The following is a 16,279-nucleotide window of genomic DNA, read 5'->3' as shown; positions in this document are numbered from 1 at the left end:
CGCCATCGCGGGGCAAGCCCGCTCCCACGCTGTTCCCACGCCCCCTTGATCTTCATGCCTGACGATACGGCAACATCCCCCGCGCTTCCTCGGCATAGGCCCGCACCCCGGCCCGCTCCTGCAACAGGAAATCCCCCACCGCCCGCCGCAACCCCGGATGCAGCAAGTAGTGCCACGACCGCGTGATCACCGGCTCGAACCCTCGAATCAGCTTGTGCTCACCCTGCGCCCCGGCATCGAAACGCTGCAGCCCTTCGGCCATGGCAAAGTCCATGCCCTGGTAGAAACAGGTCTCGAAATGCAGGCGGTCGAACTCGTCCAGGCAACCCCAGTAACGGCCGTAGAGGCTGTCGCCCCCCACCAGGCTCAAGGCCATGGCCACCTCGCGGCCATTCTGTCGGGCAATCACCACCCGGATCGCCTCGGGCATGCCCGCGGCAATCAGGCTGAAGAATTCGCGGGTCAGGTAGGGTGAACGGCGGCGCACGGTGTAGGTGTTGGCATAGCACAAGTAGACGAAGTCCCACTGCGCCTCGCTCAGTTGATCGCCCCGATACCACTCGAACTCGATGCCATGCGCCGCCACCTGCTCGCGCTCCTTGCGCATCTGCTTGCGCTTGCGCGAGCTGAGCGTGTCGAGGAAGTCCTGGAAATCCCGGTAGCCTCGGTTGCGCCAGTGGAATTGGCACCCCAGGCGCTCCATCCAGCCCGGCAGATCAGCGATGGCCTCGTCCAACGCAGCATCAGTGAAGTTGATATGCGCCCCTGACAATCCGCCCTTGCCCAGGTACTCCGGCATCGCCTGCAGCAAAAGCAGGCCATCGGCCGGGTCGGCACTGAGCAGGCGCGGCCCGCTTACCGGGCTGAACGGCACGGCGCCGAGCAGCTTGGGGTAGTAGGCGATGCCGGCACGCTCGCAGGCGTCGGCCCAACCATGGTCGAACACGTACTCGCCGAACGAATGCCATTTGCGATAGGCCGGCAGCAGCGCCCGCACCTCACCGTCGCGCTCCAGCACCAGGTGTTCGGCGGCCCAGCCGTTGCCGGGCGCGACACTGCCGCTGTCTTCCATGGCACAGAGGAAGGCGTGGCGCAGGAAGGGTTGGCCATCGGGCACCAGGGCATCCCAGGTGGTCGCCGGCAGGTCGCGCAGATGGGCAAGGCTGTGAAGGCTGATCACGATTGCGACTCGTTGAATTGAAGTGGGCAGTATTGCCAATACAACCGCGACACTCAATTGAACTGCTGTTCACTTAACAGCAGTGCCACCAATTGGACATTATTCTGTCATTCCCCCCCGCAATACTGGCGCCTGTTTTTCGGATGCCCAGAACCTGTCTAGTCAGGCCCTTTCCGAAGACATGCCAACTCGGGGGCGGCCGCGTGAGCCTCCCCACTTTATTCAACAGGGAGAACCTTATGCGTCTTGTTTCTACACTTACTGGAGTGAGCCTCACCGGCATGATGCTGGCTCTGAGTACTCCAGCCAGTGCTGCTGTCGACGCCAAGCTGCTCGAAATGCTCCGCGCCAATGGTTCGATCAACCAGGCGCAGTACAACGAACTGCAGGGCGACCTGGCAAAAGAAACCAAGGAAAAGGCCGACCAGAAAGCTCAGTCCGAACGTATGAGCTCCTTTGAACAAAAAGTGGCATGGGCCGCCAAGACCCAGATCAAGGGTGATGTGCGCCTGCGTTACGAAGACGTCAACGTCGACAACCCGATCGCCCGCAGTGGCAACCAGGACCGTGAGCGCGTCCGTGCCCGTGTCGGCTTCTACAGCGAGATCAACCCGCAGGTCGACGCCGGCGTGCGTGTGGCCACCGGCAGCAGCGCCGATGCCCGCTCGACCAACCAGAGCCTGGACAACTACTTCGAGAAGAAATCGCTGTGGGTCGACCTGGCCTACCTCGACTGGCACCCCACCGCAGTGCCGAACCTGCACCTGATCGGCGGCAAGATGCTGCAGCCTTGGGTCAGCATGGGCGACATCATCTGGGACAGCGACATCAACCCCGAAGGCCTGGCCGTCACCTACAAGACCAACCTGGGCGGCGCCGAACTGTTCGGCAGCGCCGGTCATTACAACCTGAAGGACAACGTCGACGGCGACGGCGTGCAGTTCAAGCACGACGCTCAGTTGTACCACGGTCAATTGGGCGCCAAGTTCAATGCGGCCGATACCCTCAAGCTGACCGTTGGCGGCAGCATCTACGGCTACGACAACGACAAGAAGTCGGCGGCACTGCGCTCGCTGGGCAACACCACCAACGAGTTCAACCTGGCGGAAGGTTTCGGTCAGCTGGACTTCACCGGCTTCGCCATCCCGCTGTCGGCCTACGGCCAGTTCGTCAAGAACACCGAAAGCACCGACGGCAAGGACAAGGCCTGGCTGGCCGGTCTGAAAACCAAGGTGGGTGCCTGGAGCCTGGACTACAACTACCGCGACGTGCAGCGTAACGCCGTGGTCAGCCTGTTCACCGACTCCGACTTCGGCAACGGCTTCACCGGTTCGCGTGGCCACAAGTTCAAGGTCGGCTACGAGATCGACAAGAACTTCGCCCTCGGCGCGGCCTACATGATGGCCAAGACCGACTACTCCAACCTGCCGAACAGCGATGCTGACGTAGACACGCTGCAGGTGGACCTGGAAGCCAAGTTCTAAGCGACACGCTCCTTTCGTTTCACTCTGAGGCGGGAAATGCTGACCCCATCCAGCATTTCCTGCCTTTTTTGCCTGCTGGAAACGTGGGAGCGGGCTTGCCCCGCGATTGCGTTATCAGCCTCGGCACAGAGGTAGGGCTGAAGACGCAATCGCGGGGCAAGCCCGCTCCCACAAAGTTTCAGGCAAGCATCAGCGTTTGCGCAGAATCACGCTACCAATCGAATACCCCGCGCCAAACGAACTCAGCACCCCCAGCGAACCCGCAGCCAAGTCATCCTGGTACAGATGGAAGGCGATCACCGAGCCCGCCGAACTGGTGTTGGCATAACGGTCCAGAATCACCGGAGCCTCTTCCTCGGCCACCTCACGCCCCAGCAGCTTCTTGACGATCAGGTGGTTCATGCTCAGGTTGGCCTGGTGCAGCCAGAAGCGCTTGACGTCGTTCGGCTGCAGACCGTTCTCTTCCAGGTGCAGGCCAACGATCTCGGCCACCTTCGGGCACACCTCACGGAACACCTTGCGGCCTTCCTGGATGAACAGTTTGTCCGCTGCGCCCTCGCCCTCCTCCGCCGCACGGTTGAGGAAACCGAAGTTGTTGCGGATGTTGTTGGAGAACTCGGTCCACAGCTTGCTGCTGACGATGTCGAACTGGTGCTTCGAGGTGGCCTGGTCGGCACGCTCGATCAGCACGGCAGTGGCGGCGTCACCGAAGATGAAGTGGCTGTCACGGTCACGGAAGTTCAGGTGACCAGTGCACACCTCTGGGTTGACCATCAGCACCGCACGCGCCTGGCCCAGTTGCACGCTGTTGGCGGCGGTCTGGATGCCGAAAGTGGCCGAGGAGCAGGCCACGTTCATGTCGAAGGCGAAGCCCTGGATGCCCAGTGCCTGCTGCACTTCGATGGCGATGGCCGGGTACGGGCGCTGCAGGTTGGAACAGGCGACGATCACGCCGTCGACATCGGCGGCAGTGCGACCAGCGCGCTCCAGTGCCTGGCGGGCGGCAGCCACGGCCATTTCGCAAAGCACCGAGGGTTCGTCGTTGCTGCGCTCAGCCAGGCGCGGCTTCATGCGCTGCGGGTCGAGGATGCCGGCCTTGTCCATCACGAAGCGGCTCTTGATGCCCGAGGCCTTCTCGATGAAGGCGGCATCGGACAACGGCGCGGCCTCGATTTCGCCGCGCTCGATGGCTGCGGCGTTGTCCTGGTTGAACTGCTGCGACCAGGTGTTGAAGGACTCCACCAGTTCTTCGTTGGAAATGCTCTGGGCCGGGGTATACAGGCCGGTGCCGCTGATCACGACGTTGTGCACGGTCGTTCCTCTGGTCAAAGGCCATCGCCATGCGGCGCAGGCCGGGAAAAGGGCAACATAATGGCACCTTGGTACCAATTTACAGGCGAGGGCAGCGCCCTCGTTCGCGGGTAAACCCGCTCCCACAGCGATTGCATTTCCCTGTGGGAGCGGGTTTACCCGCGAACGGCCGCACAGCGGCCGCAAATTCCAGCAAGTTTGCCACAACTTGCAACGGTTAGGCTTCCACCTGACTCCACTGCTTGCTCAGTCGCTTGTCGGAAACCGGCACTTTCGTTCCCAACTGCTGGGCGAACAGCGACACCCGGTACTCCTCCAGCAGCCAGCGATACATCAGCAACTGCTCGTCACGCTTGCCCTCCTGGGCATGCTTGTCGGCCCGGGCCTTGTACTGGGCCCAGCAATTGGCCAGTTCGCCGCTCCATACCCGGTCCTTCTGCACCTGCGACCCCAGCTTCTCCAGACGCAGTTCCACCGCCTTGAGATAACGCGGCAGTTCCTTGAGCCAGATACCCGGCGTCTCGCGCACAAACCCCGGATAAACCAGGTTGGCCAGTTGCTGCTTGATGTCGTTCAGCGCCACCGCCTGGCTCAGGTCGATCTTGCCCTTGAAGCGCTTCTGCAGGCCATGCCACAGCTTCAGCACCTCAAGGGTCAGGCGTGCAAGGCGTTCGGCATGCTCGATCCAGCTGCCGCGCTTGCGCTCGGCCAGCGACGCCAGGCCAGCACCATCGCGGGGCAAGGGCTCTTCGCCCTCGAGGATGCAACTGTCGAGGCTGGCCAGCAGGATGTCCTCGACCAACGCCTCGACCCGCCCCAGCTCGCGGTACAGCAAGCCCAGTTCGGTCAGCCCCGGCAGCTTGCCGCGCAGGAACTTGGCCGGCTCGGCCAGTTGCTGCAGCAGCAGGCGCTGCAGTGCGCGACGGTGCTGGAACTCGGCTTCGGCCTGGGTGGAGAAACGCCCCTCGCGCACGCTGCCATTGTCCTCGACCAGCGCCGGGTAGACGGTCATCGACAGCCCGGCAATCTTCTGCTGGGCGGTCTGCGCCACCTGAGTGAATGCCTTGGCCTGCACCGGCTGCTCGGCCTTCTCGTTGCGCGGCAGGGCCAACGCCGCCTGGCTGGCGGCGGCGAAGCGCGCGGTCAGCTCGGCCAGGTCACGGCCCTCACCGAGGAACTTGCCCGCGGCGTCGACCACTTCGATGTTCATGCGCAGGTGGCCTTCCACCAGCCCGGCGGCTTCCGCCCAGGCTTCATCGGACACCCGTGCCCCGGTCATGCGCAGCAGTTCCTGCCCCAGCGCCTGCGGCAGGCCGCCCTGGCCGAAGGCCATGCGCGACAGCGCCGCCTTGACGAAGTCCGGCACCGGCACGAAGTTCTTGCGCAAGGCCTTGGGCAGGTTGCGCACCAGGGCAATGCACTTGGCCTCGATCAGCCCCGGCACCAGCCATTCCAGGCGTTCGCCCGGCAGACTCGGCAGCAGCGGCGCCGGCACCCGCACGGTCACACCATCGCGCGGGTGGTTGGGCTCGAAGTGATAGCTCAGCGACAGGCGCAGCTCGCCCACCTGCAGATGGTCCGGGTACTGCGCGGCGGTCACCTCGCTGGCCTCGCGGGCCAGCACGTCTTCCTCGCGCATGATCAGCAGGTTGGCATCCTTCTGGCTGGTCATCCGGTACCAGGCGTCGAAGGTCGCGGTCTGGTGAATCTCTTGCGGCAGGCGCGCCTCGTAGAAGGCGTACAGCGTCTCTTCATCGGCCAGGATATCGCGCCGGCGCGCCTTGGCTTCCAGCTCGTCGAGCTGCTCGAGCAGGCGCTTGTTGGCCGCCAGGCACTTGGCCCGCGACTGGATCTCGCCGCCGACCAGCCCCTCGCGGATGAACAGCTCCCGTGACGTGACCGGGTCGATCGGGCCAAAGTGCACCGGCCGGCGTCCGACCACGATCAGCCCGTACAGGGTGATCTGCTCGTAAGCCACCACCTGCCCGCGCTTCTTCTCCCAATGGGGCTCGAAGTGGTTCTTCTTGATCAGGTGGGTGGCCAGCGGTTCGATCCAGTCCGGCTCGATCTTGGCCACCATGCGCGCGTACAGCTTGGTGGTTTCCACCAGTTCGGCGGCCATCACCCACTGCGGGCGCTTGCGGCCGATGCCGGACGAGGGATGAATCCAGAAACGGCGCTGACGCGCGCCCTGGTAATCGCCCTCTTCGGCCTTGTGGCCGATCTGGCTGAGCAGGCCGCTGAGGATCGCCTTGTGCATGCGCGGGTAATCGCACGGCTCTTTGTTCACCGTAAGCTGCAGGTCGCGGCAGATCAGCGCCAGCTGACGATGGGCATCGCGCCACTCGCGCAGGCGCAGGTAGTTGAGGAAGTGCTTCCGGCACCAGTTGCGCAGCGGGTTGGCGGTCAGCGCCTGGCGCTGCTCCTCGAAACCGCGCCACAGGTTGACCAGGGCGGCGAAGTCGGAATCGACGTCCTTCCACTGGGCATGGGCCTGGTCGGCAGCCTGCTGGCGCTCCGGCGGGCGCTCACGCGGGTCCTGCACCGACAGCGCACTGGCAACGATCAACACCTCTTGCAGGCTGCCCAGGCGAGCGCCTTCAAGCAGCATGCGGCCCAGCCGCGGGTCGATCGGCAGGCGCGCCAGCTGGCGGCCCAGCGGCGTGAGCTGGTTCTCGCGATTGACCGCCGACAGCTCCTGCAACAGGTTGAAGCCATCGCTGATGGCCTTGCCATCCGGCGGCTCGATGAACGGGAACGCGTCGATGGCACCCAGGCGCAGGTGCAACATCTGCAGGATCACCGCCGCCAGGTTGGTACGCAGGATCTCCGGGTCGGTGAACGCCGGCCGGCCGTTGAAGTCCTCCTCGCTGTACAGGCGGATGCAGATACCCGGCTCGACCCGGCCGCAACGGCCTTTACGCTGGTTGGCGCTGGCCTGCGACACCGCCTCGATCGGCAGGCGCTGGACCTTGGCCCGGTAGCTGTAGCGGCTGATGCGCGCGGTGCCGCTGTCGATGACATAGCGGATGCCCGGCACCGTCAGCGAGGTTTCGGCAACGTTGGTCGCCAACACGACACGGCGCCCGCTGTGGGACTGGAAGATCCGCTGTTGCTCGGCCGGCGACAGGCGTGCATACAGCGGCAGGATCTCGGTATGGCGCAGTTGCGCCTTGCGCAGGATCTCGGCGGCATCGCGGATCTCGCGCTCGCCGGGCAGGAACACCAGCACATCGCCCGGGCCCTTGCCCTGGCTGCGTTCGTGCTGGGCGATCTCGTCGAGGGTGGCGAGGATCGCCTGGTCGACCGAGAGGTCGTCCTCGATCTGGTTGCCCTCTTCGTCCTGCTCGCTGGTCAACGGGCGATACCAGGTATCCACCGGGTACGTGCGCCCGGACACCTCGATGATCGGTGCGCCGTCGAAGTGCTTGGAGAAGCGCTCCAGGTCGATGGTCGCCGAGGTGATGATGAGCTTGAGCTCCGGGCGACGGTGCAGCAGGGTCTTGAGGTAGCCCAGCAGGAAATCGATGTTCAGGCTGCGCTCGTGGGCCTCGTCGACGATGATCGTGTCGTAGCGCTCGAGGAAGCGGTCATGCTGGGTCTCGGCCAGCAGGATGCCGTCGGTCATCAGTTTGACCAGGGTGTTCGAGTCGCTCTGGTCCTCGAAGCGCACCTGGTAACCGACCAGCGCGCCCAACGGCGTGCCGAGTTCTTCGGCAACCCGCGCCGCCACGCTGCGCGCGGCGATCCGCCGGGGCTGGGTGTGGGCGATCAGGCCATGGCTGCCGCGCCCCAGCTCCAGGCAGATCTTCGGCAACTGGGTGGTCTTGCCCGAACCGGTCTCGCCGGCGATCACCAGCACCTGGTGTTCGGCCAGGGCCTTCTTGATCTCGTCACGCTTGGCCGCAATCGGCAGGCTGTCGTCGTAACGGATGCTCGGCACGCTCTGCTGGCGTGCGGTGACCTGGGCAAAGGAGGCCTGGACCTTCTCCACCCACTGCGCAAGCCTGGCCTCGTCGGGGCGCTTGCGCAGCTCGTGCAGTTGCCGGCGCAGGCGATGGCGGTCGGCGATCATGGCGTGGTCGAGGTTGTTCAGCAGTTGGTCGATGGCGTGGTCTGTCATGGGGCTTTTTAATGATGCAGCGGGCGCTGCTTATTCATGATCGGCATTCGAAGGGGCGGGATTGTCGCAGATTTGCCGGTTTTTTGCTGTCTGTGCAGGCCCTATCGCGGGGCAAGCCCGCTCCCACGAACCTGTGGGAGCGGGCTTGCCCCGCGATCAATGTTTAGCCGAACACAAACTGAACGTCGCCATTCACTGCTTTAATCAACCTTACGCACCATGTGAGTATCCAAGGCATGCTCCCCGACCCGCTCATCGCCCGCCCGCTGCCTCGCCCTTCACTGCCGAAGGCCAGGGCCCGTGCCGGCGAGAATCCGCTGGTGCATATCATCCTCGCCTTCTGGGCCCTGTGGCATTGCCGCCACGCGCGCCCACCAGACACCTCGCTCGCCACTCACTGACCCGTTGCGGCATCGCTGCCGACCTTTTCAGTACGACCGACCGAACCTACACGGCGGTCCTGTGCGCCCGTGGGCGCGAGCGAATTCCACCATGCACTTTGCACCCGCAGAGCAAGCCAGGCGTTTCCTGGCCGACAACCCCGATATCGACCTGATCGAACTGTTCATCCTCGACGCCAACGGCGTGCCGCGCGGCAAGCTGCTGCACCGCGATGAACTGCTGGCGGTGTTCGAAACCGGTCGCCCGCTGCCGAGCACCATCCTCGGCCTTACCCTCAACGGCGACGACGTGGAAAACTCCGGCCTGGTCTGGGATGTCGGCGACATCGACTGCCGCGCCTACCCGCTGGACGCCAGCCTGGTGCGCCTGCCCTGGCGCCGGGTGCCGACCGCGGCGGTGCAGGTCAGCATGCACCCCAGCGAAGGCATGCCAGCCAGCATCGCCGATCCGCGTCACGTACTGCTGCGCACCATCGATGCACTCAAGGCCGACGGTTACTACCCGGTGATGGCCTGCGAGCTGGAGTTCTACCTGCTCGACCAGCAGCGCGACGCCCAGGGCCGCCCGCAACCGGCGCTGGACAACGACGGTGGCCGACCGCGCACGACGCAGGTCTATGGCCTGCGCGAACTGGAACAGATCGAACCCTTCCTCGCCGACCTGTATGCCGCCTGCAAGGCCCAGGGCATCCCGGCACGCACGGCGATCTCCGAATATGCCCCGGGCCAGGTCGAAATCACCCTGGAGCATGGCGATGCGCTGGAGGCGATGGATCAGGCCGTGCGCTATAAACGCCTGGTCAAAGGCGTCGCCCACGCCCACGGCATGCAGGCCTGCTTCATGGCCAAGCCGTTCGCCCAACTGGCCGGCACCGGCATGCACATGCACCTGAGCCTGGCTGATGCCGACGGCAACAACCTGTTCGCCAGCGAGGACAAGGCCGGCACCCCGCTGCTGCGCCAGGCGGTCGCCGGCATGCTGCGCCACCTGCGCGAATCGCTGCTGCTGTTCTGCCCCAACGCCAACTCGTACCGCCGTTTCCAGGCCAACAGCTATGCGCCGCTGGCGCCGACCTGGGGCGTCGACAATCGCACCGTCAGCCTGCGCGTGCCGGGCGGCCCGGCCAACAGCCGGCATGTTGAGCACCGCATCTGCGGCGCCGACGCCAACCCCTACCTGGCCGCCGCAGCGATTCTGGCCGCCAGCCACCAGGGCATTCGTGAGCAGCTCGACCCGGGCGCACCGGTGCAAGGCAATGGCTATGCCCAGGCCACCGAGCACCTGCCCACCGACTGGCTCACCACCCTCGATGCCCTCGAGCGTTCGGCCTGGGCCCGGGAAGCCTTCGGCGAGGCCTTCCTGGGGGTGTACCTGAAGGTCAAGCGCGCCGAATACCGCCAGTTCATGGCCGAAGTGGGCGAGCAGGACTGGCGCTGGTACCTGCACCAGGCCTGACAGACGAATTACAACAAGGAACACTCATGAACGCAGCAGTGAACAAAGGGCCGGCCCAACGCGCGCCGTCCTACTACAGCGCCACCCTCAACGACCAGACCGAATACCCCACCCTCAAGGGTACGGTGCAGGTCGACGTGGCGATCATCGGCGGCGGTTTCACCGGCGTGGCCACCGCGGTGGAACTGGCCGAGCGCGGCCTGAAGGTGGCCATCGTCGAGACCAACCGCATCGGCTGGGGCGCCAGCGGGCGAAACGGCGGGCAGGTCACCGGCAGCCTGTCGGGCGACGAGGCCATGCGCACGCAGATGCGTGACCGGCTCGGTGCCGAGGTGGATGACTTCATCTGGCACCTGCGCTGGCGCGGGCACCAGATCATCGAGCAGCGGGTGCAACGCTATGGCATCGCCTGCGACCTCAAGCGCGGCCACCTGCATGCGGCGATGAAGCCTTCGCACCTGAACGAACTGCGCGCCTTCGAGGCCGAGGCCCAGCGCCGCGGCATGGGCGACCAAGTGCAATTGCTCGACCGCGCCGCCATGGCCGAGCACCTGCAAAGCCCGCTGTATATCGGCGCGCTGAAGAACCGCCGCAACCTGCATCTGCACCCGCTCAACCTGTGCCTGGGCGAGGCCCGCGCGGCACACAGCCTGGGCGCACTGATCTTCGAAAACTCCGAGGTCCTGGACATCGTCCACGGCCCGCGCCCGGCGGTGGTCACCGCCCACGGCCGGATCGAAGCGCGGCAGGTGATGCTGGCCGGCGATGTCTACCACAAGCTGGAAAAGCGCCAGCTCAAGGGCAAGATTTTCCCGGCCATGGGCGGCATCGTCACCACCGCGCCACTGGGCGACCTGGCCGCGCAGATCAACCCCCAGGACCTGGCGGTGTACGACTGCCGCTTCGTCCTCGACTACTACCGCCTGACCGCCGACAAGCGCCTGCTGTTCGGCGGCGGCGCCAACTACTCCGGGCGTGATTCGCGGGATATCGAGGCCGAACTGCGCCCGTGCATCGAACGCACCTTCCCGGCGCTCAAGGGCGTGCCGATCGAGTTCCAGTGGAGCTGCGCCATGGGCATCGTGGTCAACCGCATCCCGCAGTTGGGCAAGCTGTCGGACAACGTGTGGTATTGCCAGGGGTATTCCGGGCATGGCATCGCCACCAGCCACATCATGGGCGAGATCATGGCCGAGGCATTGACCGGGACGCTGGAGAAATTCGACACCTTTGCGGCGTGCAAGCACATCAAGGTGCCGATGGGGGATCTGCTGGGGAATCCGCTGTTGGCGGCGGGGATGTGGTACTACCAGATGCTTGAAAAGCTGCGCTGATTTTCACTGGCCCATTCGCGGGTAAACCCGCTCCCACAGGTTCATCGCCGATTCTGAAGACGGCGCGACTCCTGTGGGAGCGGGTTTACCCGCGAAGAGGCCGGTGAAGGCTATCAGGCGATCTTCTTCAGGCCCTGCTTCTTGAGCTCTTCATCACGCAGCTCGCGGCGCAGGATCTTGCCGACGTTGGTGGTCGGAAGTGCATCGCGGAATTCGATGTAGCGCGGCACCTTGTAGCCGGTGACGTTGGCGCGCATATGCTCCATCACCTGCTCCTTGGTGACGGTCATGCCCGGCTTGACCACGATGAACACCTTGATCACCTCGCCGGATTTTTCGTCCGGCACGCCGATGGCGGCGCACTGCAGCACACCCGGCAAGGCGGCGAGCACGTCTTCGAGTTCGTTGGGGTACACGTTGAAACCCGAGACCAGGATCATGTCCTTCTTGCGGTCGACGATGCGCATGTAGCCGTCCGGCTGGATCACGGCGATATCGCCGGTCTTGAGCCAGCCATTGCTGTCGAGGATTTCAGCCGTGGCTTCTTCGCGCTGCCAATAGCCCTTCATCACCTGCGGGCCCTTGATGCACAGCTCGCCCACTTCGCCCAACGGCAGTTCCTGGCCGTTGTCGTCGATGACCTTGCACAGGGTAGAGGGTACCGGGATGCCAATGGTGCCGACCTGGTTGGCCTCGGACGGGTTGACCGACGCCACCGGGCTGGTCTCGGTCATGCCGTAACCTTCACAGATGGCGCAGCCGGTCACCGTCTTCCAGCGCTCGGCAACGCTCTGCTGCAGCGCCATGCCACCGGACAAGGTGATTTTCAGCCCCGAGAAGTCCAGGTTGCGGAAGGTTTCGTTGTTGCACAGGGCGACGAACAGGGTGTTCAGGCCGACGAAGCCGCTGAACTTCCACTTGCCCAGCTCCTTGACCATGGCCGGCAGGTCACGCGGGTTGCTGATCAATATGTTGTGGTTACCGATCAGCATCATGGCCATGCAATGGAAGGTGAAGGCGTAGATGTGGTACAGCGGCAGCGGAGTGATGAGGATCTCGCAGCCTTCGTGCAGGTTCGAGCCCATCAGCGCACGGCACTGCAGCATGTTGGCGACCAGGTTGCGGTGGGTGAGCATCGCGCCCTTGGCCACGCCGGTGGTGCCACCGGTGTACTGCAGCACGGCCACATCGTTGGCCTGCGGGTTGGCCTCGGTCACCGCGCCGCCCTTGCCCAGGGCCAGCGCATCGTTGAAGCGCACGGCATTGGGCAGGATGTAGGCCGGCACCATCTTTTTCACGTACTTGATGACGCTGTTGACCAGCAAGCGCTTGAGCGGTGGCAACAGATCGGCCACTTCGGTGACAATGACGTGCTTGACCTGGGTCTTGGGCACCACCTTCTCGGCCAGGTGCGCCATGTTGGCCAGGCACACCAGTGCCTTGGCGCCGGAATCGTTGAACTGGTGCTCCAGCTCCCGCGCGGTGTACAGCGGGTTGGTGTTGACCACGATCAGCCCGGCACGCATGGCGCCGAACACGGCGACAGGGTATTGCAGGACGTTGGGCAGTTGAACAGCGATGCGATCGCCCGGCATCAGGTCGGTATGCTGCTGCAGCCAGGCGGCAAAGGCGCCGGACAGCGTATACAGTTCGCCGTAGGTGATGGTCTTGCCCAGGTTGCTAAAGGCAGGTTTGTCGGCAAAGCGTTGGCAGGATTGCTTGAGAACCGCCTGGATATTGGGGAATTCGTCAGGATTGATGTCCGCCGTGACCCCGGCTGGGTACTTATCCTTCCAAAAATGTTCGATCATGGAAGCCCGCTCCTTCAGCAACAGCGAATTCGGTACGCGTCGATGCGCTTATTATTGATATGCGAAGCCGGCTCATTGCAAACCGGATCCTAGGAAAGCGCGCCGAGAGTAACAGCTTTACCAGGGGTCGCCTAGAGGCCGAAATAGGCCTCATGGTCACAAAAATGACTCAAAGAATTATCCAGGTCATTTTTAGAGTATTTAGCCAAAGTGTCGCTATTTCGGCTGAAAATGCCGAAATAGAGCCATTAACGCTGTGGGAGCGGGTTCACCCGCGAACTTGGCAGTGGCCCCGCCTACGCCTTCGCGGGTAAACCCGCTCCCACAGGACCTTCAAAGCCTCAGGCGATGTCGCGCAGCTCCCGACGCAGGATCTTGCCCACCGGCGTCATCGGCAACGAATCACGCAGCACGATGTGCTTGGGCACCTTGTAGCCGGTGAAGTTGGCCTTGCAGTAAGCCTTGAGCTCATCGACGCTGAGCCCCCCGTCACGCGGTACCACGAACAGCTTGACCGCTTCGCCGGAGCGCTCGTCCGGCACGCCGATGACCGCACAGCTGGCCACCTGCGGATGGTTCATCACCACGTCCTCGATTTCGTTGGGGTACACGTTGAAACCCGAAACGATGATCATGTCCTTCTTGCGGTCGACGATACGGGTGAAACCGTCCGGGTCGATGATCGCGATGTCGCCGGTCTTGAACCAGCCATCGACATCAAGCGCCTGGGCCGTGGCCTCCGGTTGCTGCCAGTAGCCCTTCATCACCTGCGGCCCCTTGATGCACAGCTCGCCGCGCTCGCCCAGCGGCTGCTCGTTACCCTCGTCGTCGATCACCTTGAACGCCGTGCCGACCACAGGAATGCCCACCGTCCCCAACCGCGCCAGTTGGCCATAAGGGTTGGTGCTGGCCACCGGGGACGTCTCGGTCAGGCCGTAGCCTTCGACGATGCGACAGCCGGTCAAGGCCTCCCAACGCTCGGCCGTGGCCTTGACCAGCGCCGTACCGCCGGAGTTGGTGACCTTGAGCGCGGAGAAATCCAGCGACTTGAAGCCAGGGTGGTCCATCAAGGCGACGAACAGAGTGTTCAGCCCCAACAGCGCCGAGAACCGCCACTTGCCCAGCTCCTTGATGAAACCTGAGATGTCGCGGGGGTTGGTGATCAGCACGTTGTGGTTGCCGGTGACCATCATGCACATGCAGTTCGCGGTGAAGGCATAGATGTGATACAGCGGCAGCGGCGCGATCATCACCTCCTGGCCTTCCTTGATCAGCGGCTGACCGTCGGGGCCGTGCTGGGCGAAGCAAGCCAATACCTGCAACATGTTGGCCACCAGGTTGCCGTGGCTGAGCATCGCGCCCTTGGCCAGACCAGTGGTGCCGCCGGTGTACTGCAGCACGGCGATATCTTCGTGCACTTGCGGCACCGGTTTGTGGGTCAGCCCGCGCCCCTGGCGCAGCACCTGCTTGAACGACACCGCCTGGGGCAGTTGATAGGCAGGCACCATCTTCTTCAACTTGTCGACCACGGTATTGATCAACCAGCCCTTGGCGGCGGGCAGCAGGTCGCCCATCTTCGCCTCGATCAGATACTCGATGCCGGTGTCGGGCAACACCTCCTGCACGCGGCTGCCGAACATGTTCAGGTAGACCAGCGCGCGGGCCCCGGAGTCCTTGAACTGGTGGCGCATCTCGCGGGCGGTGTACAGCGGGTTGGTGTTGACCACCACCAGCCCGGCACGCAGGGCGCCGAACACGGCGATGGGGTACTGCAATATGTTGGGCATCTGCACCGCGATGCGGTCGCCCGGTACCAGGTCGGTATGCTGCTGCAGCCAGGCGGCGAAGGCCGCGGAGTGGCGTTCGAGCTCTGCATAGCTGAGCGTCACGCCCAGGTTGCTGAACGCCGGGCGGTCGGCGAAGCGCTTGCAGGAGCGTTCGAAGACATCGACGACGGACGCATAGGCCGTCAGATCCAGTGTGGAAGGCACGCCCGCCGGGCGCTTGTCGTTCCAGAAATCGGCTTGCATTTGTTGTTGTTCCTCTGCCGGGACCTTCCCTGACCTTGATGCCAGGTGGCAAAAAGGCGTTCTGCCGACGTTAGCAGTTCGGCCCAAGGTGGCAAATACGCCAAGTGCTGCCATTAACATTGTGAATCTTATTTATGCCCTTCCTGCAATTGTGGCCTTTGCGCATACACTGTTCCTCGAACTCCGTGCGCAAGGACCCGCCATGCCCCATGACGCCTTCTGGCTGCCCGCCAGCGAGCATTGCAGCCTCTACGTGCACCAATGGCTGCCGGCCACGCCGGTCAAGGCCGTGGTGTTGCTGGCCCATGGCATGGCCGAGCATGCCGGGCGCTACCAGCGCCTGGGGCATGCCCTGAATGACGCCGGTTACGCCCTGTTCGCGCCAGACCTGCGTGGCCATGGGCGCACCGCCGAGCTGGGCCACCTCGGCCTGTTCGCCAGCCACAATGGCTGGAATGCCGTACTCAACGACCTGGGCTTGCTGGCCCAGCACATTGGCCAGCAGTTTCCCGGCACGCCGCTGTTCCTGTTTGGCCACAGCATGGGCAGCTATATCGCCCAGGCCTACCTGCTGCACCACAGCGCCAGCCTGCAGGGGGCGATCCTCAGCGGCTCGAACTTCCAGCCTGCAGCGCTGTACCGCAGCGCGCGCCTGATCGCCCGGTTCGAAGCCTGGCGCCAGGGACCGCTGGGCAAGAGCGCATTGATCGACTGGCTGTCGTTTGGCACGTTCAACAAGGCGTTCAAGCCCAACCGCACCGCCTTCGACTGGCTCAGCCGCGACCCGGACGAGGTGGACAAGTACATCGCCGACCCGCTGTGCGGCTTTCGCTGCAGCAACCAATTGTGGCTCGACCTGCTGCAGGGCCTGACGCAGATCAGCCAGGCCAAGCACCTTGCGCAGATCGATCCGAACCTGCCAGTGCTGGTCATTGGCGGTGAATGTGATCCGGTGAGTGCCGGCAAGCGTCTCACGGTTCTGGCCGACGCCCTGCGCGCGACCGGCAACCGCCACGTGCAGTTGCGCGTCTACCCTGGCGCACGGCACGAAGTGCTCAACGAAACCCATCGCGACGAGGTCAGTGCCGATATCATTGGCTGGCTGGAGCAGGCGCTGGCCCTTGGCCGCCCTGCCCGCAGTGAATGATA

The 16,279-nt window shown here is 64.1% G+C and carries 9 protein-coding genes; 4 read left to right on the top strand and 5 right to left on the bottom strand.

The window, feature by feature from the left end:
• Positions 1 to 52: 52 nt before the first annotated feature.
• A complete protein-coding gene (locus F6X61_RS06395) occupies positions 53 to 1,180 on the bottom strand; it encodes a GNAT family N-acetyltransferase (protein ID WP_153785882.1) in 1,128 nt (375 codons plus the stop codon).
• 239 nt (positions 1,181 to 1,419) lie between these two features.
• Between F6X61_RS06395 and F6X61_RS06390 the strand changes: the two genes are divergently transcribed.
• Positions 1,420 to 2,664, top strand: coding sequence for a putative porin (locus tag F6X61_RS06390; RefSeq protein WP_153785881.1), 1,245 nt, complete (start codon positions 1,420 to 1,422; stop codon positions 2,662 to 2,664).
• Between the two features lie 189 nt (positions 2,665 to 2,853).
• Here F6X61_RS06390 and F6X61_RS06385 read toward each other — a convergent pair whose 3' ends face one another.
• On the bottom strand, positions 2,854 to 3,975 hold the full coding sequence (locus F6X61_RS06385) for a beta-ketoacyl-ACP synthase III (RefSeq protein WP_153785880.1): 1,122 nt from the start codon (positions 3,973 to 3,975) through the stop codon (positions 2,854 to 2,856).
• A 217-nt stretch (positions 3,976 to 4,192) separates the two neighbouring features.
• The gene (gene hrpA / locus F6X61_RS06380) at positions 4,193 to 8,098 is read right to left on the bottom strand and encodes an ATP-dependent RNA helicase HrpA (RefSeq protein WP_153785879.1); all 3,906 of its coding nucleotides are present in this window, start codon (positions 8,096 to 8,098) and stop codon (positions 4,193 to 4,195) included.
• A 492-nt stretch (positions 8,099 to 8,590) separates the two neighbouring features.
• Between hrpA and F6X61_RS06375 the strand changes: the two genes are divergently transcribed.
• Together F6X61_RS06375 and F6X61_RS06370 are read left to right on the top strand one after the other, a co-directional pair.
• Positions 8,591 to 9,955: a glutamine synthetase family protein gene (locus F6X61_RS06375; RefSeq protein WP_153785878.1), complete on the top strand. Its 1,365-nt coding sequence runs from the start codon at positions 8,591 to 8,593 to the stop codon at positions 9,953 to 9,955.
• A 26-nt stretch (positions 9,956 to 9,981) separates the two neighbouring features.
• Positions 9,982 to 11,289 carry an FAD-binding oxidoreductase gene (locus F6X61_RS06370; RefSeq protein ID WP_153785877.1) on the top strand — a complete coding sequence of 436 codons (1,308 nt, stop codon included), beginning with the start codon at positions 9,982 to 9,984 and terminating at the stop codon, positions 11,287 to 11,289.
• A 113-nt stretch (positions 11,290 to 11,402) separates the two neighbouring features.
• On the opposite strand, the gene fadD1 is transcribed toward F6X61_RS06370, so the two are convergent.
• Together fadD1 and fadD2 are read right to left on the bottom strand one after the other, a co-directional pair.
• Entirely contained in the window at positions 11,403 to 13,100 is a 1,698-nt protein-coding gene (fadD1, locus tag F6X61_RS06365) for a long-chain-fatty-acid--CoA ligase FadD1 (protein WP_153785876.1), read from the bottom strand.
• 341 nt (positions 13,101 to 13,441) lie between these two features.
• A complete protein-coding gene (gene fadD2, locus F6X61_RS06360) occupies positions 13,442 to 15,130 on the bottom strand; it encodes a long-chain-fatty-acid--CoA ligase FadD2 (RefSeq protein WP_153785875.1) in 1,689 nt (562 codons plus the stop codon).
• A 202-nt stretch (positions 15,131 to 15,332) separates the two neighbouring features.
• Here fadD2 and F6X61_RS06355 point away from each other — a divergent pair, with 202 nt between their 5' ends.
• Complete coding sequence (locus F6X61_RS06355; protein ID WP_153785874.1) at positions 15,333 to 16,277, top strand: alpha/beta hydrolase; 945 nt, start codon at positions 15,333 to 15,335, stop codon at positions 16,275 to 16,277.
• Positions 16,278 to 16,279 lie beyond the last annotated feature (2 nt).

It is taken from the genome of Pseudomonas sp. EMN2 (genome assembly GCF_009650555.1).
GTDB classification, from domain to species: domain Bacteria; phylum Pseudomonadota; class Gammaproteobacteria; order Pseudomonadales; family Pseudomonadaceae; genus Aquipseudomonas; species Aquipseudomonas sichuanensis.
This window is presented reverse-complemented; position numbering and strand designations above follow the sequence as displayed.